Annotated in this window: 26 protein-coding genes; 21 read left to right on the top strand and 5 right to left on the bottom strand. The window is 48.9% G+C overall.

All coding sequences use genetic code 11. The features are described 5' to 3' along the window. Window positions 1–53: 53 nt before the first annotated feature. The 3 genes from GPK49_RS06375 to GPK49_RS06365 form a co-directional block, all read right to left on the bottom strand. Window positions 54–1,613, bottom strand: a complete 1,560-nt coding sequence (locus GPK49_RS06375; protein WP_215677061.1) for a DUF3794 and LysM peptidoglycan-binding domain-containing protein — start codon at window positions 1,611–1,613, stop codon at window positions 54–56. Window positions 1,614–2,016: 403 nt separating this feature from the next. After that, window positions 2,017–2,259: a helix-turn-helix domain-containing protein gene (locus GPK49_RS06370; protein ID WP_118581173.1), complete on the bottom strand. Its 243-nt coding sequence runs from the start codon at window positions 2,257–2,259 to the stop codon at window positions 2,017–2,019. Between the two features lie 160 nt (window positions 2,260–2,419). After that, on the bottom strand, window positions 2,420–2,719 hold the full coding sequence (locus GPK49_RS06365; protein WP_016407014.1) for a helix-turn-helix domain-containing protein: 300 nt from the start codon (window positions 2,717–2,719) through the stop codon (window positions 2,420–2,422). Between the two features lie 100 nt (window positions 2,720–2,819). On the opposite strand from GPK49_RS06365, the gene GPK49_RS06360 reads away from it, so the two are divergent. The 10 genes from GPK49_RS06360 to GPK49_RS06315 all read left to right on the top strand — a co-directional run bounded on the left by GPK49_RS06360 (window position 2,820) and on the right by GPK49_RS06315 (window position 14,011). Then, on the top strand, window positions 2,820–2,975 hold the full coding sequence (locus tag GPK49_RS06360; protein WP_016407015.1) for a ribbon-helix-helix domain-containing protein: 156 nt from the start codon (window positions 2,820–2,822) through the stop codon (window positions 2,973–2,975). A gap of 209 nt (window positions 2,976–3,184) precedes the next feature. Then, complete coding sequence (tmk, locus tag GPK49_RS06355; protein WP_318283858.1) at window positions 3,185–3,823, top strand: dTMP kinase; 639 nt, start codon at window positions 3,185–3,187, stop codon at window positions 3,821–3,823. 12 nt (window positions 3,824–3,835) lie between these two features. After that, window positions 3,836–4,162 (top strand): cyclic-di-AMP receptor, encoded by a 327-nt coding sequence (locus tag GPK49_RS06350; RefSeq protein WP_215677059.1) that lies wholly within the window; start codon window positions 3,836–3,838, stop codon window positions 4,160–4,162. A 33-nt stretch (window positions 4,163–4,195) separates the two neighbouring features. Beyond that, window positions 4,196–5,182, top strand: coding sequence for a DNA polymerase III subunit (locus GPK49_RS06345; protein WP_215677058.1), 987 nt, complete (start codon window positions 4,196–4,198; stop codon window positions 5,180–5,182). Further along, complete coding sequence (locus GPK49_RS06340; RefSeq protein WP_118581164.1) at window positions 5,179–6,045, top strand: PSP1 domain-containing protein; 867 nt, start codon at window positions 5,179–5,181, stop codon at window positions 6,043–6,045. Before GPK49_RS06345 ends, GPK49_RS06340 begins: the two co-directional genes overlap by 4 nt. Continuing rightward, a complete protein-coding gene (locus GPK49_RS06335) occupies window positions 6,035–6,790 on the top strand; it encodes a tRNA1(Val) (adenine(37)-N6)-methyltransferase (protein ID WP_118581161.1) in 756 nt (251 codons plus the stop codon). Before GPK49_RS06340 ends, GPK49_RS06335 begins: the two co-directional genes overlap by 11 nt. A gap of 21 nt (window positions 6,791–6,811) precedes the next feature. Next, window positions 6,812–7,654, top strand: a complete 843-nt coding sequence (rsmI, locus tag GPK49_RS06330) for a 16S rRNA (cytidine(1402)-2'-O)-methyltransferase (protein ID WP_118581158.1) — start codon at window positions 6,812–6,814, stop codon at window positions 7,652–7,654. A 45-nt stretch (window positions 7,655–7,699) separates the two neighbouring features. Further along, window positions 7,700–8,086: a hypothetical protein gene (locus GPK49_RS06325; RefSeq protein WP_215677057.1), complete on the top strand. Its 387-nt coding sequence runs from the start codon at window positions 7,700–7,702 to the stop codon at window positions 8,084–8,086. 965 nt (window positions 8,087–9,051) lie between these two features. Continuing rightward, a complete protein-coding gene (locus tag GPK49_RS06320) occupies window positions 9,052–9,711 on the top strand; it encodes a TetR/AcrR family transcriptional regulator (protein ID WP_215677056.1) in 660 nt (219 codons plus the stop codon). Window positions 9,712–9,730: 19 nt separating this feature from the next. Then, the gene (locus GPK49_RS06315) at window positions 9,731–14,011 is read left to right on the top strand and encodes a 2-hydroxyacyl-CoA dehydratase (protein WP_215677068.1); all 4,281 of its coding nucleotides are present in this window, start codon (window positions 9,731–9,733) and stop codon (window positions 14,009–14,011) included. Window positions 14,012–14,058: 47 nt separating this feature from the next. Here the strand turns inward: GPK49_RS06315 and GPK49_RS06310 are convergent, their stop codons facing one another. After that, the gene (locus GPK49_RS06310) at window positions 14,059–14,469 is read right to left on the bottom strand and encodes an HIT family protein (protein WP_215677055.1); all 411 of its coding nucleotides are present in this window, start codon (window positions 14,467–14,469) and stop codon (window positions 14,059–14,061) included. Between the two features lie 68 nt (window positions 14,470–14,537). Continuing rightward, complete coding sequence (locus tag GPK49_RS06305; protein ID WP_215677054.1) at window positions 14,538–15,038, bottom strand: hypothetical protein; 501 nt, start codon at window positions 15,036–15,038, stop codon at window positions 14,538–14,540. A gap of 148 nt (window positions 15,039–15,186) precedes the next feature. Here GPK49_RS06305 and GPK49_RS06300 point away from each other — a divergent pair, with 148 nt between their 5' ends. From GPK49_RS06300 to GPK49_RS06250, 11 genes are all read left to right on the top strand, one after another. Further along, a complete protein-coding gene (locus tag GPK49_RS06300) occupies window positions 15,187–16,254 on the top strand; it encodes an undecaprenyldiphospho-muramoylpentapeptide beta-N-acetylglucosaminyltransferase (RefSeq protein ID WP_215677053.1) in 1,068 nt (355 codons plus the stop codon). A gap of 115 nt (window positions 16,255–16,369) precedes the next feature. Then, window positions 16,370–17,173: a peptidylprolyl isomerase gene (locus tag GPK49_RS06295; RefSeq protein WP_215677052.1), complete on the top strand. Its 804-nt coding sequence runs from the start codon at window positions 16,370–16,372 to the stop codon at window positions 17,171–17,173. A 172-nt stretch (window positions 17,174–17,345) separates the two neighbouring features. Continuing rightward, window positions 17,346–17,846, top strand: a complete 501-nt coding sequence (locus tag GPK49_RS06290; protein ID WP_016407030.1) for an SEC-C metal-binding domain-containing protein — start codon at window positions 17,346–17,348, stop codon at window positions 17,844–17,846. 4 nt (window positions 17,847–17,850) lie between these two features. Continuing rightward, window positions 17,851–18,909, top strand: a complete 1,059-nt coding sequence (locus tag GPK49_RS06285) for an L-threonylcarbamoyladenylate synthase (protein ID WP_016407031.1) — start codon at window positions 17,851–17,853, stop codon at window positions 18,907–18,909. A 23-nt stretch (window positions 18,910–18,932) separates the two neighbouring features. Further along, the gene (gene rpiB, locus GPK49_RS06280; RefSeq protein ID WP_016407032.1) at window positions 18,933–19,361 is read left to right on the top strand and encodes a ribose 5-phosphate isomerase B; all 429 of its coding nucleotides are present in this window, start codon (window positions 18,933–18,935) and stop codon (window positions 19,359–19,361) included. Window positions 19,362–19,373: 12 nt separating this feature from the next. Beyond that, window positions 19,374–20,003: a uracil phosphoribosyltransferase gene (gene upp / locus GPK49_RS06275; RefSeq protein ID WP_016407033.1), complete on the top strand. Its 630-nt coding sequence runs from the start codon at window positions 19,374–19,376 to the stop codon at window positions 20,001–20,003. Between the two features lie 27 nt (window positions 20,004–20,030). Beyond that, the gene (locus tag GPK49_RS06270) at window positions 20,031–21,083 is read left to right on the top strand and encodes an MraY family glycosyltransferase (protein ID WP_016407034.1); all 1,053 of its coding nucleotides are present in this window, start codon (window positions 20,031–20,033) and stop codon (window positions 21,081–21,083) included. Window positions 21,084–21,218: 135 nt separating this feature from the next. Further along, window positions 21,219–22,157, top strand: coding sequence for a DnaD domain protein (locus tag GPK49_RS06265; RefSeq protein WP_016407035.1), 939 nt, complete (start codon window positions 21,219–21,221; stop codon window positions 22,155–22,157). A gap of 30 nt (window positions 22,158–22,187) precedes the next feature. Further along, window positions 22,188–23,174: an ATP-binding protein gene (locus tag GPK49_RS06260; protein ID WP_215677051.1), complete on the top strand. Its 987-nt coding sequence runs from the start codon at window positions 22,188–22,190 to the stop codon at window positions 23,172–23,174. A 269-nt stretch (window positions 23,175–23,443) separates the two neighbouring features. Then, a complete protein-coding gene (gene ftsH / locus GPK49_RS06255; RefSeq protein ID WP_016407038.1) occupies window positions 23,444–25,357 on the top strand; it encodes an ATP-dependent zinc metalloprotease FtsH in 1,914 nt (637 codons plus the stop codon). 5 nt (window positions 25,358–25,362) lie between these two features. Further along, complete coding sequence (locus GPK49_RS06250; RefSeq protein WP_016407039.1) at window positions 25,363–25,764, top strand: thioesterase family protein; 402 nt, start codon at window positions 25,363–25,365, stop codon at window positions 25,762–25,764. Window positions 25,765–25,830 lie beyond the last annotated feature (66 nt).

The following is a 25,830-nucleotide window of genomic DNA, read 5'->3' as shown; positions in this document are numbered from 1 at the left end:
TGCAAGAAAAAAGGCCTGCTGTCTGCAAAATACAGACAACAAGCCCGATTTTTTTAATGAATCTGTTTGATGATGAGCAGCTTCTGCCCGGGATAAATAAGATCGGGGTTTTCGATTTCATTGACCGCGAGAATATTCTCCACTGTTGTGCGGTAGCGCTTGGCAATTTTCCAGAGCGTATCCCCCGGCTGTACCATATAAATCACCGCACCTGCCATGGGGGAGGGGGCTGCTTCCTCCTCCGGCGTGATATCCTTCACGATTTCCGCCGTTTCGTCTCGCAGGACAACGGCTTCCATGGTGACGGCGGCACGCAGTTCGCCCTCCTGCTCGGAAAGCATCTGAAAATCCAGATCATCCAGACGCAGCTGCACAGCGGCGGCATCGCCCTCAGCCACGCCACGCAGCTCCATCATTTGCCCGAAGGGAATCCCGCGTTCCAGCATACAGAGCGGTGTTTCGTCATTCTCGCAGTGATACAGCAGGCTGACGGTCAGAACGCCATCGGCTTCTACGGCATCTGTGGTGGTGCGTGCTTCGGAAAGGCGCACCTCGCCCCAAACCTCCTCTGCGCGGAGCAGAGGCTTTTCGCTTTCCTCTAAGTGAATCCGTTCCTTCAGAGAAAATTGGTTTTTTCCGCTGCCGACGGTGACGGGGTAGGTGACGGTTTCCTTTTCGAGTGTGACTGTGCCTGCCGGGGCATAGGCATCCTGCAGGATTTCCCGTTCAACGGTTTCTCTGCCCTGCAAGGCGGCGCTGACAGCGACATCGACTGCAAGCTGTCTTGCCTCGCCGTCTTCATCTACGGTAGGGGTCAGCTTTGCATCCTCAATCTGCAAAGTGCCGGTCAATTCGGTTTTCGGCTCGATGCCTTCCCCCTCCAGATAGCCGCTAAAAGGGATTTTTTCGCAGAAGCTGCCGAGATTGCCCTCGGTATCGCAATACAGCATACAAATACGCAGATTGCCGCGCACCATTACCTTACCATCCATGGCGCGAATATCCTGCTCTGTGAGGTCGATGGTCTGCCAGAGGACATCTGCAATTTCGGGCTTGGCGGAGGGCAGGGTGATTTCCTCCTTGACGGTGAAGCGGTCTTTCAGGGGAGCGGTGTTCTGCTCCATCCGCAGTATGCCTTGCAGACATTCAATGCCCTCACCGCTGATACCGCTCAAAATTTCTGTATGATTTTGACGCTCGCCTGTTGCGGTCACGCCAAGGACAGCCTTCACGCCGATTTTTCTATCATTGATAATCTGGCAGTCCAGATGCTCCGGGACAGCATCAAGGGAGGTTTCCATATCCTTTTCCAGACCGTCGATATGTAAAAAATCCTCAAGGGGCAGGCTTGCCTGCATGGCATACAGCGGACGCTCGCCGTTTTTTGCCCGATAGAGCACAGAGATTTCCAGATCGCCCGAAAAGGAAATGCGGTCATCGGTGACGCGTTTTTCTCTGATTTTCACGTTTCCCTGACAGCGCAGGATTTCCTGCAGATCCGGCTTACTGTCGGGGACGATCATATCTCCTTCCAGAAGAATTTGAGAGGAACCGCTTGCGGCAGCGTCCTTCCAGTTCATATCCATTGTTTCCTTTGCCAATGTCAACGGCATAAAAACCCTCCTATTCTGAATCAAGTATCCTTCTTTTGCAAAAATGCCAAACAAATCCACACTTTGTCTCTATGCAAATATATGAAGGGGAGGGGATTTTATGAATGATATTTGAGGGGAAGGGATAAAACGTCCGCTATTCTTGAGAAATCTTTTTCAAAAAAGGCAAACGCTACGCATTTTAAATATTTTGAAAAAGAATTCTCTGCGAGCGGACGAGAAGTTAAATAGTCCGCTGACCTCGGAAAATCTTCCCCGAAAAAAGAAATACTTCGTATTTTAAATATTTCGGGAAAGAATTTCCTTCGTGCGGATATAATGCAACCTTCGGGAAATCTTCTCTGAAATAGGAAATGCGTTGCATTTAAAATATTTCATCGAAGAATTCCCTGTGGGCGGACGATTATTTAATTTCCTGTTCCAGTGTATTAAACTCTGGGGTATCGAAAAATTCTGCAAGGGTAATATCCAGACCATCGCAGAGCATTTTCAGTGTGAGGATTTTTGGGTTATTGCTATTTCCGTAGAGGATACTTTTCAGAGAAGAAGGGGAAACGGCAGAAATCGTTGCCAGTTTATTGATGGTAAGGTTACGTTCCTCGCAAAGCTGCAAGATGCGGTTTCTGATTGCGGTAATGGTATTCATGTGGGTATCCTCCTATTTGTTTTTTCAGAATACCCAGAATTTATGGGTCTGTCAACGTCCGCAACCTTCGGGAAATCTTCTCTGAAATAGGAAAATGCGTTGCATTTAAAATATTTCATCGAAGAATTCCCTGTGGGCGGACAAAAAAAGACCTTTTATCTTATGGAGACAGAAGGGCATCAACGAGGCACAACACGGTTTGTTTTTTACGGTTATCCAATTTTTTAAAAGCGGAAAGCAGATGCAGTTCATCTGATTTTTGTTTTATGCCGACCAATTCATCAATGGTTACATCTAAAGCTTCTGCCAATTTAATCAGAGAATCAATAGAAGGTTCGTTTCTGCCGGATTCATAATTTGCGATGGCAGTACAGCCATAGTGCAGAGTCTTTGCTAGTTTGCATTGTGATAAATTTTTCCGTTTTCGATATTTTTTCAAATTGAAAGAGAAATCCGACATAAAATCACCTCTGTTTTATCATACTACTTTATCCTACTTTAGGCGAATAGTCAATACTAAGGGCGAGGATGTAGTATTGTTTGGTTAGAGGTGAGGAAAGATGAGACCACTGAAACAGAAGGTCAGCGTTACGCTGGATGAAGACATTGTAAAAAGAGTGAAGGAATTATCGGAGGAGCAACAGCGTTCTTTTTCGCAATATATCAATTTAGTTTTAACAGAGCATTTGAAGCATTTAGAGCAAACGGAAAAATAGAATATCGTATTTTTTACAAGCCCTTCAACTTGATTGAAGGGCTGATTTTTCATCGTAAATTTTGCCGCCGCAGCAGGAATTTCCATGCAATTTCTTTGCGTCCTTATGATGGATATGCTATAATATACAATTAGCAAGCGTATACCCATTTTTCGGGTTCTCGCCTGCGGCGGGCAAGGGTTTTTATGATTTTTACGCAGAGGTGTATGATGAAAGGCTATTTTATTTCCGTGGAGGGCGGCGATGGCAGCGGCAAATCCACACAGATGCAGAAAATAGAGGCATATCTGACAGAGATGGGGCAGGAAGTCCTTCTGACCAGAGAGCCGGGCGGTACGCCGATGGCAGAAAAAATCCGAGAGATGATTCTTGACCCTGCCAACAGGGACTTGACGGGGCGTGCGGAAATGCTGCTGTATGCGGCGGCGCGCGCACAACACGTTGAGGAAAAAATTCTTCCTGCACTCAGAGCAGGAAAGACGGTGCTTTCTGACCGTTTCACCGATTCCAGCATTGCCTATCAGGGCTTCGGCAGAGGTCTTGGGGATATGGTGGCAGAGGTAAACCGCATTGCGACAGGCGGCGTGGAGCCGGATCTGACGATTTTTCTGAACATCACCCCTGCGGCGGGGATGGCGCGGAAAAACCGACAGGACGGGCATGTGCTTGACCGTCTGGAGCAGGAAAAGGCGGCATTTCATGAAGCGGTGTATGCAGGCTATTTGCAGCTTGCGAAGGAAAACAGCACAAGAATTGCGGATATTGATGCGGACAGACCTGCCGAGGCTGTCTTTGCGGATATCCGAAAAGCGTTAGACAGAGTATTTGGCTTTGCGCCACAAAAATAAGGAGGGGTTTTTATGAAACTCATCATTGCGATTATTCAGGACGAGGATGCGAGCGAAGTAATCTCTCATCTGAACGAAGCAAAATTTCAGGTAACGAGACTTTCCACAAAGGGTGGCTTCCTGCGCGCAGGCAACACCACCATTATGACAGGCGTGGAGGATGAAAAGGTAGAAGGCGCGCTGAAGATCATCGAGGAAAACAGCAAGGCGCGTACCCAGTATGCGACACTGCCCTCCTCCTGCGGTGCGATGCATGGGCTGATTCTGGCACCCATTGAGGTAAAGGTCGGCGGTGCAACGGTATTTGTACTGGATGTGGCGCAGTTCCACAAATATTGATTCCGGAAAAATCCAAGGAAAGGAGCGGCGGATTTGTATACATTTGAGGAAATCCGAGGGAATACCCCTTTGGTGGAGCAGCTTAGGCGTTCTGCCGCGAGCGGAAGAAGCTCCCATGCCTATCTTTTCCTGGGCGGCGCAGGGGCAGGCAAGCGGCTGATTGCGAACACCTTTGCGAAGGCGCTGCAATGCGAAGGCGAAAAACGCCCCTGCGACAGCTGCAAAAGCTGCCATGCCTTCAATCATGGCAACCACCCTGACGTGATTTATTTTCAGCCGTTGAAAAACGGGAAAACCTACACGATTGAGGATGTGCGCGAGCAGCTTCTGGAAACGGTGGATTTAAAGCCGTTTCAGTATGAAAAGAAAATTTATATCATCGAAAAGGCGGATACCTTGAATATCCAGAGCCAGAATGCGCTTCTAAAAACGCTTGAGGAGCCGCCTGCCCATGTGGTATTTCTGCTTCTGGCGGAGCGTGCCGAGACATTTCTGCCGACGATTCTTTCCCGTGTGGTGGTGATGAAAATTCGTCCGCTTTCGGCGGAAACGATTGCGGATTACCTCATGCAGGCAGGTCATTTGGCAGAGGAAAGCCACATCCTTTCGGCGTATGCCCAAGGGAGAATCGGGCAGGCGCTGGAGCTTGTCGAGGATGAGGGCTTTCGGGAAATGCGGCAGGATATTCTGGGCAAATTAGAAGCACTGCCCTCCATGAGCGAGGGGGATGCCTATCTGCTTGCGAAGGATCTGGAGGGCTATAAAAACGATTTGCGTTTTCTGGATATTATGGAATTATGGTATCGCGACCTGCTGACGGCAAAAAGCCTGCGGGAGGAAGGATACCTCATACAAAGAGATAAAAAGGATGCCATCTTTCGGGCGGCGAAGGAGCCTGCGGCACTTCTGGCGAAGAAGGCAGCCGCAGTCAGAACCGCACGAATGCGTCTGGCACAGAATGCAAATTTTCGGCTGACGATGGAAGTCATGCTGATGGATTTAAAGGAGACTGGTAAATGATAGAAGTAGTTGGAATTCGGTTCAAGAAGGCAGGGAAGATGTATTATTTTGACCCTGCTGGCATCAAACTGGAAAAGGAAGACGGCGCTATCGTGGAAACGGCGAGAGGAATTGAATACGGCACAGTCATCAAGGGCAACAGCTTTGTGCCGGAGGAGGCCATTGTTCCGCCGCTGAAGCAGGTGATGCGCAGAGCAACAGAGGAGGATACAAAATCCGTAGAGCAGAACCATAAGAAGGAAACAGAGGCTTTTGGGATTTGTCTGGAAAAAATCTCCCGTCTGGGTCTGGATATGAAGCTGGTGGATGTGGAGATGACGTTTGACAGAAATAAGCTGATTTTCTATTTCACCTCTGACGGGCGTGTGGATTTCCGTGAGCTGGTAAAGGAACTGGCGGCGGTATTCCGCATGCGTATCGAGCTGCGCCAGATTGGCGTAAGGGATGAAGCAAAAATGCTCAACGGCATCGGCATCTGTGGCAGACCGCTTTGCTGTGCAAGCTTTCTGGGAGATTTTCAGCCTGTATCCATTAAGATGGCGAAGGAGCAGAATCTTTCCCTCAATCCCACAAAAATCAGCGGTATCTGTGGCAGATTGATGTGTTGTCTGAAATATGAAGAGGATGTTTATGAGGAACTCAATAAAAAGCTGCCCCGCGTGGGGGATATTATTTCCACGCCCGACGGTACAGGTGAAATTCTCACCACAAATGTGCTGATGCAGCAGGTAAAGGCGGCGGTCAGAAAGGCGGAGAACGATCCCCCGACCATCGGGTTCTATCATGTGGATGAAATCAAGCTGATTCGCTCCAAGAAGAAGCGCAAGCAGAATCCGGAGGGCGAAAAGCATCATGAGGAATGATATTACCATCCATCCCCATGAGAGAGTGGATGATTTGCATCGGGACGGGCATCTGATTATTCAGGACCCGAAGCGCTTCTGCTTTGGCGTGGATGCAGTCATTCTCAGCGGCTTTGCGAAGGTAAAAAAGGGCGAGAATGTACTGGATTTAGGCACAGGCACAGGCATTATTCCGATTCTTCTGGCGGCAAAAACAGAAGGAAAGCATTTTACCGGTCTGGAAATTCAGACGGAGAGTGCGGAAATGGCAAACCGCAGTGTGCTTTTGAATGAGCTGGAGGAACGGGTTTCCATCAAAGAGGGGGATATCAAGGAAGCGGTGCAGCTGTTCGGGGCATCCTCGTTTGATGTGGTGACATCCAATCCGCCCTATATGAATGAGGGTGGCGGCTTGGTGAACCCCTTTGCGGCAAAGGCAATCGCAAGGCATGAGATTTTATGCTCCTTGGAGGATGTGGTTGCGGCGGCGGCACGACTGCTCCGACCGCTGGGGCGGTTTTATATGATTCACAGACCGCACCGCCTGACGGATATCATGGTGCTTCTGCGGCAGTATAGGCTGGAGCCGAAGCGGATTCGTTTCGTGCAGCCCTACGCCGATAAGGAGCCGACCATGGTTCTGGTGGAGGCGGCAAGGGGCGGCAAGCCCATGGTGAAGGTGGATGCACCTCTGGTGATTTATCAGGCACCGCAGGAATATACCGAGGAAATTGTAGAGATTTATTACGGAAAGGGACAGGCGTAAGGCGTTTGTTTATGGCAGGCTATGGCAGGAACATTGTATCTTTGTGCCACGCCCATCGGCAATCTGGAGGATATCACCCTGCGGGTGCTCAAGCTGATGGAACGCGTGGATGTGATTGCGGCGGAGGATACGCGCAATACCTTAAAATTACTGAATCATTTCGAGATTAAAACACCCATGACAAGTTACCATGAGCATAATAAGGTCACAAAGGGGCCTGTTCTGGTGGAGCGGCTTCTGGCAGGGGAAAGCATCGCACTGGTGACGGATGCGGGCATGCCCGGCATTTCCGATCCGGGGGCGGATTTGGTCAAGCTTTGCTATGCGGCAGGTGTGCCTGTGACGGTTGCGCCCGGTGCATCGGCGGCTGTGGTGGCATTGGTGCTTTCCGGTCTGGATACCAGACGCTTTGTGTTCGAGGGCTTTTTGCCGCCCGATAAAAAGGAGCGGAGAGCCATTCTGAAAACGCTGGAGCGGGAGCATCGCACGATGATTTTCTATGAGGCACCGCATCGCCTGACGGATACACTTGCGGAATTGGCGGAGCTGTTCGGCGAAAGCAGAGAAGTGGCGGCTGTCCGAGAACTGACGAAGAAATTTGAGGAGGTACGCAGGGCAACGATTGGCGAGCATCTGCGGTATTTTTCCGAAAATCCTCCGAAGGGCGAATTCGTTCTGGTCTGCGAGGGCTTTTCTTTAGAGGCACAGCGGCAGGCGGAGCGGGAAGGCTGGGAAAGCATTTCTGTAGAAGAACATGTCGCAAAATACGTTGCCGAGGGCATGAGCGAGAAGGATGCCATGAAGCAGGCGGCGAAGGACAGAGGGGTGTCTAAACGAGAGATTTATCAGATTCTGAAAAAATAAACGATTGCTGCCGCTTTGGCGGACAACGGAAAGGAGGTTTTTCAGATGGAAAGATTATTGGAAGGCTTTGCTGCATTAAGCTGGAGAGAGTATTTATTTGCGGCAGGGATGGCGTATGTCCTGACCTATATTTACCGCGTTTTTCAGCGCCGCAAGGAAAGCGGGAAAAACAAAGAAAAAACCTATGTAATTCAGACCTTCGATAAGCGCGCGATTGACCGTTGTAAGGAGCTGTTTCCGATCGATGTGCTTTCGTTCAAGGGCAAGGAATTCAAAAGAGGGATGCAGATTCGGATTACAACAATACAGCAGAATGTGATTGTTGGGGAATTTATCGGGCTGAATCGTGTGAATTTGGTTTGCATTAAGACAGGCAATAAGATTATCGCACATCAGCTGGAAAAAATCGCAGAGGTCACAAAAGCAGAATAAAGGAATAAAAAGAAAAGGGCAGTTGCAGAGGATTCTGTGACTGCCCTTTTTGGGTTGGCGGCGATGGGGCGCAGCCGCGCCAAGATGTTAGCAGTGCTTTGCACTGAATGGGCTCATTCGAGCCAAGAATCCGTTTGGTGAAGATAAGAGGTTCACCCGTTTGGAACTCTTTTGGCGAAATAAAGAATTTCGTTCTTACTTTTTATGCTAAAAAGTAACAAAAAACCCGGGACCCCTCCTCAATGGGTCCCGGACCCCCACAGGAGGTCCAAGAGGAACAATGTTCCCCTTGGATATCCCCTCCCCACAAGTCCCTTCGGGCAGTATAAAGTGCCTTTTCGGCATGGCTTGCTGTTTCATCCTTCGGGCAGGCTATCTTGAATTTTTCCGAAAAACGCAATATAGTTGCATAAAATAGTTGCAGGCGCATCTGCGCCGCTTTTATCTATGTCGTTTCCGACCTACGGGGAAGGGTTTGGAAAGGGAAACCTTGTGTCCCTTTCCTCGGTTGCGGAGGTTTGGAACCCATTGCGAAACGGGTTCCAAGTTTTTGTTACTTTTTAGCATAAAAAGTAAGGGTGGAATGCTTTGTTTTGCCGAGAAGGTTCCAAACGGGCGAACCGCTAATGTTGGCGAACCATTCTATTTTTGCGCATCTGCGCCCAATCAGTGCGGAGCACTGTTGCTTTTTCTTGCCCGCACCTATGCCAACATTTTGCCTTGGCAAATCGGCATTTGTACTGCCGCATTTCCATTCCGCGAGTGTCTATTTTGCCTGTTTGTATACAACTTTAACGGGATTTTAACGGGCAAAAATATTGAATTTTTTGGGCAGAGTCATATAATAAAATAGTACAGACCGACTGGTCTGATTTTTTCGTGAAAGGAAGACGGCGGCAGTTTTTGTTAAGCCGCAGGCATAAAAATCTGAGAAAAAGAAAGAGAACAGAGAGGAGGAATCCTATTTGAAAACAGAAAATGAGATTTTGGAAATTGCCTTTTTGTTGTTTTTGGAAAAGGGTTTTTCCGAGGTCTCCACAAATGAGCTGATTCGTGCGGCAGGGCTGACGAAGGGCGGTTTTTACTATTCCTTCAAAAGCCGAGACGATCTGGATCAGCAGGTGGTGGAAAAATATATCAGACCCTTTTTCTCTCGTCAGACAGAGGAAATGCAGCAGGCATGGGAAAAAAGCAGAGCGGAAACGCCAACGGCGGAGCTGCTGTGGAAGGGGTTTTTCCTGCCCCAGCGCTTTGCGAATTATCAGAAAAAAATCGGCAAAAAGATTGCCTTTCGGAATTTCTATTTCCTGCTTTATGAAGGGATGAAGAAATTTCCGGAGGTGGAGGAATATTTTAAGGAATTCAACAAAAAGAAGAGCGGACTGCTCTATGAAATTCTGGAAAGAGGACAGAAAAGAGGAGAAATCCTCAAAAGCATAGATCTGGAAAACTATGTAACCATGATTTTAGCCATGCAGGATGGCATTTTAGCTCTCCGTGTGCTGGATGAAACGATTGATGAGGAAGAAAAATATACAAAAATTCAATATCAGATGTGGAAGGAAATTTCCACTGCAAAGATGCAGAATTATGAAGACGGAGGTGTGACAAGTGCAGTCTCATAAAAACGATACTACATATAAAATGGGAATTGATATCGGCTCTACGACCGTTAAAGTTGTACTTGCCGATGAGGAAAACAAAATTGCCTTCAGCAGATACAGAAGACATTTTTCGGAAATCAAAAAAACAGTAAAGGATATTCTGAAGGAAGCGAAGGAAGAAATCGGCAATGCCATTTTCTCTGCCATGATTACCGGCAGCGGTGGCGTTGCTCTGGCAAAGGCGATTGGTGTGGAATTCATTCAGGAGGTGGTTGCGACAGCAAATGCCGTAGAAGCAACCGCACCCCAGACAGATGTTGCCATTGAGCTTGGCGGTGAGGATGCCAAGATTATCTATTTTCAAGGCGGCAACATAGAGCAGAGAATGAACGGTGTTTGTGCCGGTGGTACAGGCTCCTTTATCGACCAGATGGCAAGTCTTTTGCAGACAGATGCAACAGGACTGAATGAGCTGGCAAAGGGATATAAGGTGATTTATCCTATTGCATCCCGTTGCGGTGTATTCGCAAAGACGGATATTCAGCCCTTGATTAACGAGGGTGCCAAAAAAGAGGATTTGGCGGCTTCTATTTTTCAGGCGGTTGTCAATCAGACTATCGCAGGGCTGGCATGCGGCAAGCCTATCCGCGGACATGTTGCCTTCCTAGGCGGCCCGCTGCATTTCCTTTCCGAGCTGCGCCTGCGTTTCATTGAAACACTGAAGCTGACGGATGAAACAACGATTATTCCTGAAAATTCCCATCTGTTCGCCGCTTACGGCACAGCCGTTTCCAATAAGGGCGAAGCAGAGCTGGATTTTGATACATTGCTGCATAAGCTGGATAACGGCGTGGAGCTGACGGCAGAGGTTTCACGTATGGAGCCGTTGTTTAAGGATGAAGCGGATTATGCCGCTTTCAAGGAACGTCATGACAGAGATAAGGTAAGACGCGTGCCCCTGTCGAATTATCATGGGGATGCCTTCCTTGGTGTGGATGCAGGCTCTACTACAACAAAGGTGGCTCTGGTTTCCAAGGATGGCGATTTGCTCTATTCCTTCTATGCAGGCAATGAGGGCAATCCGCTGAACGTGGTTATGAAGAGCCTGAATGAAATGTATGATATGATGCCTGAGGATGTTGTGATTCGCAATTCCTGCGTGACGGGCTATGGCGAAGGGCTGATTAAGGAAGCCCTGATGATTGACCTTGGCTATATTGAAACCGTTGCACATTATAAGGCGGCGCAGTTCTTCAAGCCTGATGTGGACTTTATTCTGGACATCGGCGGACAGGATATGAAATGTATCCGCATTAAGGATAATGTCATCGACAGTGTTCTGCTGAATGAGGCATGCTCCTCCGGTTGCGGCTCCTTCATCGAAACCTTCGCAAAATCTCTGAATTATACCGTTGTGGATTTTGCAAAGGCTGCGCTGTTCGCAAAGCAGCCCATCGACCTTGGCTCCAGATGTACGGTATTTATGAATTCCCGCGTGAAGCAGGCACAGAAGGAGGGCGCAGAGGTTGCGGATATCTCCGCAGGTCTGGCGTATTCCGTTATCAAAAACGCACTGCTTAAGGTAATCAAGATTTCCGACCCGAAGGCAATGGGGAAATCCATGGTTGTACAGGGTGGTACCTTCTACAATGATGCGGTGCTGAAAAGCTTTGAAATGATCAGCGGCAGAGAGGCAGTCCGTCCCGATATCGCAGGCATCATGGGGGCCTTCGGCGCAGGGCTGATTGCCAGAGATAAATACACCGCAGGCTATCAGACCACGCTCATCAGCCGCGATGAAATGAACGCATTGGAAGTACATTCCAATATGGCAAGATGTCAAGGCTGTACCAACCACTGCCTGCTGACGGTCAATCTGTTCAGCGGCGGCAGACGCTTCATCACAGGCAACCGCTGCGAAAGAGGTCTGGGCAAGGAAAAAATTGAAAACCCTGCACCTAACCTGTATGATTATAAACGCCATAGACTGTTCGATTATGAACCCTTGACGGCAGAACAGGCAACGAAGGGAACAGTCGGTATCCCTCGCGTGCTGAATATGTTTGAGGATTATCCCTTCTGGTATACCTTCTTTACCAAGCTGGGATACAGGGTGGTGCTTTCTCCCTTCTCCTCCAAGGCAGTGTTTGAGATGGGCATGGAATCCATCCCCAGTGAATCCGTCTGCTACCCTGCAAAGCTGGTGCATGGGCATATCATGTGGCTGATTAACGCAGGCGTTGATTTTATCTTCTATCCCGGTGTGGTTTACGAAAGACGGGACAGCGCCGCGGCGGATAATAACTATAACTGTCCTATCGTGGCATCCTATAATGAAAATATCAAAAACAACGTGGAAGATTTGAGGGAAAAGAATATCAAATTCATGAATCCCTTCCTTGCGCTGGATAAAATTGAAACCGTCATCAAGCGTATGCAGGAGGAATTTGTACCCATGGGCTGTGATGCCAAGGAGATTAAGGCGGCAGTGGAAGCCGGCTGGAAGGAATGGGGCAATTTCCGCAGAGATATGCGCAAAAAAGGCGAGGAAACGCTGAAATATATCCGTGAGAATAACATGACAGGTATTGTTCTGGCAGGCAGACCCTACCATGCAGACCCTGAAATTAACCACGGGATTCCCGAACTGATTGCAGGCTACCGCATTGCCGTTCTGACGGAGGACAGCGTGGCGCATCTGGGACATGTGGAACGTCCCACCGTTGTGCGTGACCAGTGGACGTATCATTCCAGATTGTATGAAGCGGCGGCATTTGTAAAGAAGCAGAAGGATATCGAATTTGTACAGCTGAACTCCTTTGGCTGCGGTCTGGATGCCGTAACAACCGATGAGGTGAAATCGATTCTGACAGCCGCCGGCAAGATTTATACTGCCTTGAAGATTGATGAGGTAAATAACCTTGGTGCGGCGCGTATTCGTATCCGCTCCCTGATTGCGGCGATTGAGGACAGAAAGGAAAAGCATGTGCAGATTAAGGAAGGGGATGCCTCCCTGCACCGCGTGCTTTTCACAAAGGAAATGAAGAAGGAATATACCATCATTTGTCCGCAGATGTCGCCCATTCATTTTGAGCTTCTGGAGCCTGCATTCCGTCAGGCAGGGTATAAAATCGAAGTAATGGCGGCAATGGATAAGCATGCCATTGAAACAGGGTTGAAATATGTCAATAATGATGCCTGCTATCCTGCACTCATTTCTATCGGGCAGCTGCTGAATGCGTTGCTTTCCGGTAAATATGACCTGAACCGTACGGCGCTTCTCATCACCCAGACGGGCGGCGGCTGTCGTGCAACAAACTATATTGCCTTTATCCGTAAGGCACTGGAAAATATGGGTATGCCCAATATTCCCGTTATCTCCATCAACCCTGCGGGGCTGGAAAAGAACCCCGGCTTTAAATATGAGCCCGCCCTGTTGCATCGCGCATTGCAGGCGATTGTATACGGCGATTTGTTCATGCGTGTGCTGTACCGCACCAGACCCTATGAAAAGGTAAAGGGCTCTGCAAATGCCCTGCATGAAAAATGGGTAGAAAAGCTGAAAAAAGACCTGCTCAAGGCAGACAGAAGAACGTACTCTGAAAATATCCGCAACATTATCAGGGAATTTGAGGAGCTGCCTTTGTTGGATATCAAGAAGCCCAGAGTCGGCGTGGTTGGGGAAATTTTGGTAAAATTCCACCCTACTGCAAATAACGATCTGGTCAACCTTCTGGAACGCGAAGGCGCAGAAGCGGTTGTACCCGATTTGCTGACCTTTGCGCTGTATTGCTGTCATAATCAGGTGCAGAAGGAAAAATATCTGGGCGGCAGCAGAAAGGCGCGCATTGTCGGGAATCTGGTGGCGAAGGTTATCGAATGGTATCAGAAGCCTATGATGGATGCTCTGGAAAAGAGCAAACGCTTTGATAAGCCCGAAAACATCAGAAGCCTTGGCAAGGAGGCGGAAAAGATTGTTTCCCTCTGCAACCAGACGGGCGAGGGTTGGTTCCTGACAGCGGAAATGATTGAACTGATTCATAGCGGTGTGCCGAATATCGTCTGCACACAGCCCTTCGGTTGTCTGCCGAACCATGTTGTTGGCAAGGGTGTCATCAAGGAGCTGCGCAAGCAGTACCCCATGTCCAACGTGGTTGCGATTGACTATGATCCCGGTGCAAGTGAGGTCAACCAGCTGAACCGTATCAAGCTGATGTTGGCAAGCGCAAATAAAAATCTGGAAAAGGCAAATGAACATAATACAAAGAAGCTGAAAAAGCCCCATTCTGCGGAACAGGTTGCTTTCAAGATTGAAGATTAAAAACAAAAAGGACATCGGATTTTCCGATGTCCTTTTTGTTTGTCAGCTTAGATAAGATTTGTCAGCTTTGCCTGTACTGCCGCAATCTGCTCATCTGTAGGTTCGCCGGGGGTCCATGTCACATTGATGCCGTCATCCTCGCGTCTGGGAATCAGGTGGATATGAAAATGGAACACTGTCTGTCCGGCAATGGGGCCGTTATTCTGCAGAATATTCATATCGGTGAAGCCAAGCACTTCCTTCATGGCTCTTGCCAGCTTTGCCGCCAATGCGTACGCTCTGCCTGCCTGCGCAGGGTCGATTTCAAAGACATTTGGCACATGGTTTTTGGGCAGGATCAGTGCATGCCCCTCGCCGGAAGGAAATCTGTCCAGAATTACCTTAAATTCATCATTTTCGTATATGGTTGCAGAAGGAATTTCTCCTGCAATGATTTTGCAAAAAATACAGTCGCTCATAGGTATCTTCCTTTCTTTGGTGTAATTTTCCTCTATCATAACACGAAAAAATGAGAATTTACAGGGGTTTAGCCAAAGTATTTTGCATACAGATGGGAAAGGGCAACGGCATGATTCTGCTTATCTGTCAGGATTTCAAAAAAGGCGTTCCGGAGGTCTGCTTCCGTCATGGCAAAGAGCAGAGCACGATAGAATGAAATATCATCCATTTCGGCAAGCAGCAGTTCCTCCAGAAGGGCGCAGGTATCGGTGGCTTCTGTGGCTTCTTCTGTTTCGCAGGCTTCGTTTTCCTGTGGCGTTGTGCCGAAAATGAGAAAGCCGACCTCCTGCAAAAGCCGCAGATGCTTCTTTCCGTCCAGATACATGGTGCGGAGAATCTGTCCCGCCTCTGAAAGCTCTGCACGGTCAAGAAGGGTCTCAAATTTTCGGGTGGTTTCCGTTGCTTCTGTACGGGCGAGGGAAAGCAGTTCCTCTAGACGCTTATCCTGCGCAAGCAGCGAGGGCTTCTCTGCCTGCGTTTCCTTCGCACGGGAATGATATAGCTGTGTATTTCGGTTGTATGGATACATATTTGTCTCCTTTTGCTTTTTCTATCATCCTATGCAAAAGGGCTGTCCTTCTTGCCTTTTGGCAGGGAAATAAGGATGGTATGCGGCAGGGTTTTGTGTTAGAATGAGGAAAAGGAATTGAGAAACTCTGAAAAGGTGGGTATAAAAAATGAGCAAGAAAATCGTATTGACGGGCGGCGGCACAGCCGGGCATGTGACCCCGAATTTGGCATTGCTGCCATATCTGAAGCAGGAAGGCTATGAGGTTATTTATATCGGCTCTCAGAATGGCATTGAGCGCACGCTGATTGAGGCGGAGGGCATCCCTTATTATGGCATTTCCACAGGGAAGTTGCGCCGTTATCTTTCCAAGGAGAACCTCAAGGATGTATTCAAGGTGCTGAAGGGCATCAGCGAAGCAAAGCGTCTGTTAAAGAAATTAAAGCCGGATTTGGTATTTTCCAAGGGTGGCTTTGTGGCGGTTCCCGTTGTGCTGGGTGCAAAGAAGAACCACATTCCCGTTATTATCCATGAATCGGACATCACCCCCGGTCTGGCGAATAAGATTGCTATGCCCTCCGCAAGGGTGATTTGTGCCACCTTCCCTGAAACCCTGCAGTATGTGCCGAAGGGTAAGGGTGTGCATACGGGGACACCCATCCGTAAGGAATTATTCGAGGGGGAGAGAGAAAAAGGTCTGTCCGCCTGTGGCTTCAGCGGCGAAAAGCCTGTTCTGCTGATGATGGGCGGCTCTCTGGGGGCGGTCAAGCTGAATGACTGCCTGCGTGAAATCCTGCCTGAACTGACAAAAACGTTTGATATCATCCATCTTTGTGGCAAGGGAAATCTGGATGAAGGTCTGCAAAACAGAACAGACTATAAGCAGTTTGAATATGTTTCCGATGGGCTGAATGATTTATTCGCGGCGGCGGATTTTGTGGTTTCCCGCGCAGGGAGCAACTCCATTTCGGAATTTCTGGCACTGAAAAAGCCGAGCCTGCTCATCCCTCTGAGCGCAAGGGCGAGCCGCGGCGATCAGATTCTCAATGCGGCCTCCTTTGAAAAGCAGGGTTTTGCGCGCGTGCTGGATGAGGATGAAATGACGGCAGAAACGATGAAAAAAGAGATTTTTGCTTTGTATGAAAATAAGGAAAAATATGTTGCGGCAATGGAAAAAAGCCTTGCGGGGGACGGCGTTGCAGCTGTGATGACGCAGATTAAAGCCTTGATGCGCTGATTTTGGCAAGAAACAGCGAAAATGTTAATGCAATCTTAAGAATTTCTGAATTGACACTCCAAAGACGGATGGACTAAAATGGACGTTAGGAAAAAAGAAAACGGAGGAAATGAAAATGAAGAAAAGATACCTTGCGTTGGCGTTGGCGGTAGTTCTGGCAGTTTGTGCGGCAGGCTGCGGCAAAGAGGAAGCGAAGGACGATAGCAATAAAACGGCAGAAAAGGGAACGGTAGATACCACGGAAATTTTACAGGCGCAGATGCCTGAGGAGGGCGAGGAAATCGCCGTGATTACTACATCCAAGGGGGTTGTGAAGATGCGCTTTTTCCCCGAAGAAGCACCTAAGGCAGTGGAAAACTTCAAAACACTGGCAAAGAAGGGCTATTATAACGGGCTGCTTTTTCATCGTGTGATTGAGGACTTCATGGTGCAGACGGGCGACCCGAAGGGTGACGGCACAGGCGGCGAAAGCTGCTGGGGCGAAGCCTTCGAGGATGAAATTTCCCCGAAGCTGCATTATTACAGAGGTGCGGTTGCCATGGCAAATTCCGGTGCGAATACAAACGGCAGTCAGTTCTTTATCGTACAGGCAAAGGACGTTGTAGAGGAAGCGCTGACCGCACTGCGGGATGCCCGTGATAATAACGAAGGCGAGGAGCTGGGCGTAACCCTGACGGACGGGAAGTATTATACCTTTAGCCAGCTGTTTCCCGATTCTGTTCTGGAGCACTATAAAGAGGTCGGCGGCGCGGCACATCTGGAATATGTTTTCGGCAATCCCTATACCATTTTCGGGCAGGTCTTTGAGGGTCTGGATGTGGTGGATGCCATCGCGGCGGCAGAAACAAATGAAAACGATAAGCCTGTGGAGGATATTACCATCGAAAGCATTACCTTTGAAAATTATCATGCACAATAACAAAAACATAACAGAAAAATTCGGGGGCGTTTGGTTGTGCAAACGCCCTTCTGCATGGGAAAAACACGGGCAAATCTGCATTTTCTGTTGCAAATAGGGGTAAATCATAGTATTATTTGAAAGAATGGAGTAATTTGTACAAAAATAAGAAGAACAAAAGGAGAGACAATAAATGAGCTTGTATGAAGATTGGATGAAGAAGGCATTTTCTCAGGAAGGCCGCAGCATTGAAGCGGTTTGGGAGGAATATCTGCCCAAGGAACAGAAAATCTATGAATATATCCTCGGCGAAAAGGTAACAAAGCTGGAAGGCACGATTGCGGAGCTGGCTGCACGTTTCGATATGACAGCAGAAATGATTGTTGCATTTATCGACGGTCTGAACGCATCTCTGGAAGAACCCTTTGATATGGAGACTCTGGCAGAGGACACAAAGGTTTGCATCAATATTGATTTTGAGAAGCTGTATAAGCTGATGATTGAATATAAGGCAGAGCATCTGTCCAACCTGCCCCAGTGGGACGGTATTTATGACGCAGAAACCAGAAAGCATTTTGCACTGGAACAGAAGAAATCCAAAACCATCGTAAAGGGCGAAAAAATCGGTCGTAACGATCCCTGCCCCTGCGGTTCCGGTAAAAAATATAAAAAATGCTGCGGCAGAAACGCGTAAGGCTATGAAGACGATTGTGGCAAAGGTTGACCTGCGCCAAGCGTCATCCGCAGAAGTCATTCAGACGGCTGCAAAAATTTTGCAGGAGGGCGGTCTGGTGGCTTTTCCTACAGAAACCGTTTACGGTCTGGGCGGAAATGGCTTGGACAGCGCAGCCTGTGAAAAAATATATCTTGCGAAGGGGCGGCCTTCGGACAACCCCTTAATCCTGCATATTTCCGAAATAGAAGAATTAGACCGCATTGTTGCGGAGGTTTCCCCGCAGGCAAAGGCGTTGATGGATGCCTTCTGGCCCGGCCCGCTGACGATGATTTTCAAGAAGAAGGATATTGTCCCTGCGAAGGCAACCGGCGGTCTGGATACCGTAGCGGTGCGTTTTCCGAATCACCCCGTTGCGAGGGCGATTATCCGCGCGGCAGGTCTGCCCATTGCGGCACCGAGCGCCAATTCCTCAGGCAAGCCAAGCCCCACCAGAGCCTCCCATGTGGAGTATGATCTGAATGGGAAGATAGATATGATTGTGGACGGCGGAGCGGCAGAATGGGGACTGGAATCCACGATTGTGGATGTTTCGGACGAAATCCCCATGATTCTGCGTCCCGGTGCGGTGACAAAGGAAATGATAGAGGAGGTTGTCGGGCAGGTAGAAATTGATCCGGCAATCCTGCACAAGCCCACGGCGGATTTTAAACCAAAAGCACCGGGGATGAAATATACGCATTATTCTCCCAAGGCAGAGGTTTTTCTGGTGAAGGGAGAACAGAAGGCTGTTGCAGAAAGGATTAACGCGCTTGCGGCGGCGGAACGTGCGGCAGGCAAAAAGGTCGGCGTGATGGCAACGGAGGAAACAAAGACGCTATATCATGCGGATATCATTCTTTCTCTGGGCAGCAGAGCAAAACCCGAAGAAATCGGCGCGAACCTTTTCAAAACCCTGCGGAAATTTGATTTTCTGGGGGTGGATGTGGTTTATTCCGAGGTCTTTTCCGAAAAAGGCGAGGGAATGGCGATTATGAACCGTCTGAACAAGGCGGCAGGCTATCGGGTATTAGAAGCGGAATAAAGAAGAAAAAAGGAGTGTTTGATATGTTGGCATTGGGCTGTGATCATGGCGGTTACCCCCTGATGAAGGAAGTCATCAAATATCTGGAGGATAATAAAATTGCATTTAAGAACTTCGGCACCTACTCCGAAGCCTCTGTAGATTATCCCGAATATGCAAAAAAGGTTGCACACGCAGTTGCCGAAGGCGAATGTGAAAAGGGTATCCTGATTTGCGGCACGGGCATCGGTATTTCCATTGCGGCAAATAAGGTAAAGGGTATCCGCTGTGCATTGTGCGGCGATGTGTTCTCCGCAAAGGCAACCAGAGAGCATAATGATGCAAATATTCTGGCGCTGGGCGCACGAGTAACAGGGCCCGGTCTGGCACTGGAGATTGTAAAGGCGTTTCTGGAAACACCGTTTTCCAATGACGAGCGTCACATCAGAAGAATTAAACAAATCGAAGATTGAGAGGGAAGAAGCATGAGTAAATTATTTGTATCCGAGCATCCTCTGATTCATACCAAAATGGCAATGCTCAGAGATGAACAGACCGGCACAAAGGAATTTCGTGAGATTATCGGCGAGGTAGCCTCTCTGCTTCTGTATGAAGCAACCAGAGATCTGCCCTTGAAGGAAGTACAGGTAAAAACACCCATCGCGACCGCAACCTGCAAAACCATTGATACCAAGCTTGCAATGGTTCCTATTCTGCGCGCAGGGCTTGGCATGACAGATGGGCTTCTGAACCTGCTGCCTGCGGCAAAAATCGGACATATCGGTTTGTATCGTGATGAAACCACACTGGAGCCTGTGGAATATTACTGCAAGCTGCCTTTGGATATTGAAGAACGCACCGTATTTCTGACAGACCCTATGCTGGCAACGGGCGGTTCCGCAGATGCGGCAATTGGCTTTCTGAAGGCAAGAGGGGTAAAAAATATTATTTTCCTGTGTATTCTGGCAGCAACAGAGGGCGTGGAGCGTTTGCAGAAGAATCATCCCGATGTGGATATTTATGCAGCGGCGTATGATGACGGCAGTCTGAATGAGCATGGATATATCGTACCCGGTCTGGGGGACGCAGGCGACCGTATCTTCGGTACGAAGTAAAACCACTCCCGGGAGGAGAGATTGATTTTGGTAGAACATAACTGGTTATTATATATTGCTGCCTTTGCTTGTGCCTTCGCCATCACTCTGGTGACGACACCCTTCGCAAAATGGCTTTCCGTCAAATGCGGCGCAATCGATTATCCGAAGGACAGAGGTGTGCATAAAAAACCAATGCCCCGTATGGGCGGGGTAGCCATCGTGCTTGGCTTTACAATTACGGTGCTGATGGTGAATTATTTTGATAAAAGCATGGACAGCAGACAATTTGCAGGCTTTTTGGTTGGCGCACTGCTGATTGCAGGCTTGGGCGTAGTGGATGATATGAAAAATCTGCCGGCAAAGCTGAAATTCTGCGTGCAGATTCTGGCGGCGCTGATTGTCATTTTTTCCGGCACACGGATTCAGGTGGTGCTTTGGCCCGTAACGGCATATTTGCAGAAATTTAGTATCCCCATCACGCTTGTCTGGATTGTCGGCGTGACGAACGCGGTAAATCTGATTGACGGTTTGGATGGTCTGGCGGCAGGGGTTACCTCCATTGCGGCAATGAGCCTGATGGTGCTCTGCATTATGACAGGTAGCACAACGGCGGTTGGCTTAACGGCGGCACTGGCAGGGGCTTGTTTGGGATTCCTTCCCAGAAACTTCAACCCTGCGGAAATCTTTATGGGCGATACAGGCTCTACGTTCCTTGGCTTTGTGCTTGCGGTAACGAGTATCCTCGGTGTATTCAAGGGCTATGCCCTGCTTGCGCTGATTGTGAGCGTGCTTTGCGTTGGACTGCCTGTGTTTGATACGATTTGTGCAATGCTGCGCCGTATGGCGAAAAATCAGCCCATCATGCAGGCGGACAGAGGACATCTGCATCATAAGCTGATTGACCATGGCTTCAGCCAGAGACAGGCGGTATTGATTATGTATACCATCAGCCTGCTGTTGGGGCTTCTGGCAATCTTTATCAGCTTTAAGGATTCCGGTACGATTGTGGTTATGGCGCTGACGGTGATTGTGCTGTGCTTCATCATTTATTATTTCAATGCCCATATCAGAAATAAGCAAGACCATGATGATAAATAATGGCTCAGTCGATTTTCTCCCTGTTTCCAAAACAGGGAGATTTTTTCTGCCCGTGTACCTGTTTTTTCAAAAGGAAATATAGTATAATAAAGGTTCAGAAAATAACAGATTCCGGTGAGAAAGGAGGAAAGCCGTATGGCGGAAGAAATTCGTTTAAGTAAAAGCTTCATAGAAACCGAGCTGCCGCAGGCACCTCCCTTATATGTGTCGGTTTATCTGATGACATTAGCCGTTGGGCAGGATGCGAAGAAGGTGGCTGAACGGCTGAAAGCCACAGAAACAGATGTCCTCTATGCCTGGGGCTATTGGAAGGGCAAGGGCTATTTGCAGGAGGAGAAAAAGCAGGAAACAGAAAGACCTGCATTGGTTTCCTCTGTACGCCCCGATTATTCTCCGAGAGAATTGGCACTTTACATAAAAAATGATAAGGTCAGAAAATTATTTGATTCCGCGCAGAAAAAGCTGGGAAAAATGCTTTCGCAGCAGGATATGAGCCTGCTGTTCAGCTTTTATGATTGGCTTGGTCTGCCGATGGAGGTCATCGAGCTGCTGCTTTCCTATTGCACCGCAAGCGGGCATACCGGTATGCGCTATATCGAAAAGGTCGCTATCGGCTGGGCAGAGGAAGGCGTGAATACTGTGGAAAAGGCAGCGGAATATATTGAGCTGCGGAAAACCGGCTACCGCTCTATTTTGCAGGCGTTTGGGCAGAATCGTATGCCTGTGGCGGCAGAGGAAGCCTATATGAAAAAATGGCTGCAGGAATATAAGCTGCCGTTGGATGTGGTGAAGCTTGCCTGTGAAAGAACGGTTATGCAGACGGGAAAGGCATCCTTTGCATACGCCGACCGTATTCTGGAAAATTGGAAAAAGGCAGGCGTGTCCGCTGTCGCGGATGTGCAGGCGCAGGATGCCGCCTTTGCGGCGAAAAAGGCGCAGAATACATCGACCGCACAGACCGCAGAAAAGCCACAGCGCGCACAGAAGCAGAATCGTTTCATCAATTATACGCAGAGCGAATGGGATTTTGCGGAGCTGGAGAGATTGGAACGGGAACAGAGAGAAAAATGGTAAAAACAGATAAAATAGATTGGGGGGAGAAAATTGGCAACGAAAACACAGATTTACAAGGAAGTCCTGCGGGAATATGATGCCCTGCGGACGCGTAAGGCGGCGGAGCTGCGAGAACGGAAGGAAAGCCTGTATGCGCGCTTTCCGCGTCTGGCAGAAATAGAGGAGACGCTTTCCATGGTTGGTGTTTCTACGGCAAAGCTGGTGCTGCTGCATCCGGAGGAACGGGAAAAAGCAATGACGGAAATGAAACAGAAGCAGCAGGCCCTGCAGGGCGAGCGGATGGCACTTCTGGCGAAAAACTGCCTTTCTCCCTCTTTGCTGAAGCTGGAATACGCATGTGAAAAATGCAGGGATACAGGCTATATCGAAGGTACGCCCTGCACCTGCATGCGGCGCAAGCTGATGGACAGGCTGTATGACCAGTCCAATGTACGCGATGTGATTAAGCTGGAAAATTTCGATACCTTCGATTTGCGTCTCTTTGATACAGAGGTTGTGCCTGCGGAGGGCATTTCGCCCAAGGAAAATGCACAGCGCAATCTGAAAAAAGCGATGGAATTTGCGGAGCATCCGGAGGGGGAAAATCTCTTGCTTTACGGCGGCGCAGGCAGAGGGAAAACCTTCCTGTGCAACTGTATTGCGAAGGAGGTTCTGGAGCATGGGAAAACGGTGCTTTACCTCACGGCAGGGCAGCTTTTCAAGCAGCTGGAGGATATGCGCTTTCGCAACAAGGAGGAGGAAGAGCCCTTCGATTGGGACAGTGAAATTCTGGATGCGGATCTGCTGATTATCGATGACCTTGGGACGGAATTTGCAACGATGTTTACCGCCTCGGAGCTGTTCCGCATTGTCAATGACAGAAAGCTGAGAAAACGCCCTGTTGTGATTTCCACCAATCTGGATTATCGTGCGCTGATGGAGCAGTATTCCGATCGCGTGATGAGCCGTCTGATTGGGGAATATACCACACTGAAATTCTTCGGGGATGATATTCGGATGAAGAAAAAATACAGATAAGACAAAACAGGGTTTTGTTTTATATTCAGACAGAGGAATAAACAGAGGAGCTTCGACAGGTGGCAAGTGCCTTGAAGCCCTCTGTTTTTCTTTTTCCCTGTAATAGTAAGAGCTTTTTTGCAAAAAAGACGATTTTTTTCAGCCTGTCCGTTGAAATCCTGCGTTGCGTTTCTCCGGAAAGTATGCTAGAATTATATCTTAATATGGTCTCTGTATTTGGAACAGAAAAACGGAGATGGAGAAAGAAACGAGAATAAGGAGGAACGCTCTTGAACAAATATCTTAAACCAATCGGAATTTATGTGCTGATTTTTGTGGTTATTTTAGCGGCACTGGCGTATACAGGCCCACAGATTCTTCCGCAGCGCAATGATGCGGCGCAGGAGGAATATGTCTACAGCGACCTGTTGAAGGAACTGGACGAAAATAACGTGGCTTCTGTGGAGGTTTCCAGAAGAACAGAGGTCGGAGACTACGGTACGGCGGAGGCAACGCTGAAGGACGGCAGTGTCATCCGTGTGGATGTGCCGAGTATATCCGTATTGCAGCAGGTGCTGGATGAAAAAGCCCTGACAAATGACGTAAAGATTGACGTTGGGGATTTGCAGAGAGAAAGCATGCTTTCTCAGGTGGTACCCTCTCTCATCATGATGATTGTGATGATTATTATCTTTATTCTGCTGTTCAACCGTATGCAGGGCGGCGGCGGAAAGATGAACAACTTCGGCAAGAGCAAGGCAAAAATGAGCGTTGACGGGGAAAGCAATGTTACCTTTGACAACGTAGCAGGCTGTGACGAGGAAAAGGGTGAGCTGGAGGAATTGGTAGAATTTCTGAAGGCACCCAAGAAATTTACGGAGTTAGGTGCGCGCATCCCGAAGGGTGTGCTGCTGGTGGGCCCTCCGGGTACCGGTAAAACATTGCTGGCAAAGGCAGTTGCCGGCGAAGCAGGCGTACCCTTTTTCAGTATTTCCGGTTCCGACTTCGTGGAAATGTTTGTCGGTGTCGGTGCATCCCGCGTAAGGGATTTGTTTGAACAGGCGAAGAAAAACGCCCCCAGTATTGTATTTATCGACGAAATCGATGCTGTCGGCAGACGCAGAGGCGCAGGTCTTGGCGGCGGACACGATGAACGCGAGCAGACATTGAACCAGCTGTTGGTTGAGATGGACGGCTTCGGCATCAACGAAAGCGTTATTATTATTGCGGCAACCAACCGCGCGGATATCCTTGACCCGGCGCTGCTCAGACCCGGTCGTTTCGACAGACAGGTTTATGTCGGCAGACCCGATGTAAAGGGCAGAGAGGCCATCCTGCGCGTGCATGCAAAGGGCAAGCCTATGGCATCTGAGGTGGATTTGAAGGTGGTTGCGCAGACAACTGCAGGCTTCACCGGTGCGGATCTGGCAAACCTTTTGAATGAAGCGGCGCTGCTGACCGCCAGAGACGGCAAGAAGAAAATTGATATGGAAGAAATCCAGAAGGCACTGATTAAAATCGGTGTCGGGACGGAAAAGAAAACAAGAGTCATTTCCGAAAAGGAAAAATACATCACAGCATACCATGAGGGCGGTCATGCCATCCTCTTTGAGGTGCTGAGCGAGCTTGACCCTGTCCATAGCATTTCCATCATTCCTACGGGGATGGCGGGCGGCTATACTATGCCACTGCCCGGTGAGGACAGAATGTATATGACAAAAATGATGATGGAACAGGAAATCATCAGCCTTCTGGGCGGTCGTGCGGCAGAAGAACTTGTAATCAAGGATATCACCACCGGTGCATCCAATGATATTGAACGTGCGACATCCATGGCAAGAGATATGGTAACAAAATACGGCATGAGCGAGCTGCTTGGGCCCATCCAGTTCGGCGGCGATAATGATGAGGTCTTTATCGGCAGAGACTGGGGACATGCAAGAAATTACGGCGAAGGCGTAGCGGCAACCATCGATCAGGAGGTTAACCGTATTGTGACAGACGCTTATCGGGAGGCAAAGCGCCTCTTGCAGGAGAACATGGAAATGCTCCATGCAACCGCAAAGCTCTTAGTAGAAAAGGAAAAGGTAACAGGGGACGAATTCCGCTCTTTGTTTGACCAGAAGGTACGCAACGAGGTTCTGGGCATTGCAAATGAGGCGGAGCAGCCCACAGAAACAGCGGAAAACAGAGAGGAGAACTAAGGATTATGGAATTCAAAAACATCGTACCCGGTATGACATTTGAAAAGGAATTTATCGTAGAGGAAGGCGATACCGCATCTCATTTCGGCAATGATAAGGTGCCTGTATTCGCATCCCCCAGACTGATTTCCTGGATTGAAGGCACAGCAATCGGCACAGTTGCTCCTTTCCTGCCGGAAGGCTGGGAAACCGTAGGCACAACCTTCGATCTTGCACACCTTGCCGCAACACCCGTTGGCATGAAGGTGCGCGTGGTAACAGAGGTGACAGAGGTGAAGGGCAAGATGCTGACCTACTCTGTAAAGGCGTATGACGAAGTGGATAAAATCTGCGAAGGCACACATGGCCGTGCCATCATCGAGCTGGATAAATTCCTGAGCCGTGTAAACAAAAAAGGCACAAAATAAGAAGCAAGGCAAACGAAGGTCTGGAGTGCGTCCCGTACTGCAGGCCTTTTTCTTCGAGAGAAAAAG

It is taken from the genome of Clostridium sp. MCC345 (assembly GCF_018785345.1).
Classification (GTDB): Bacteria; Bacillota; Clostridia; order Lachnospirales; family Anaerotignaceae; genus Anaerotignum_A; species Anaerotignum_A faecicola.
The sequence above is the reverse complement of the archived record's forward strand: the minus strand, read 5'-3'. Positions and strand labels throughout refer to the sequence as shown.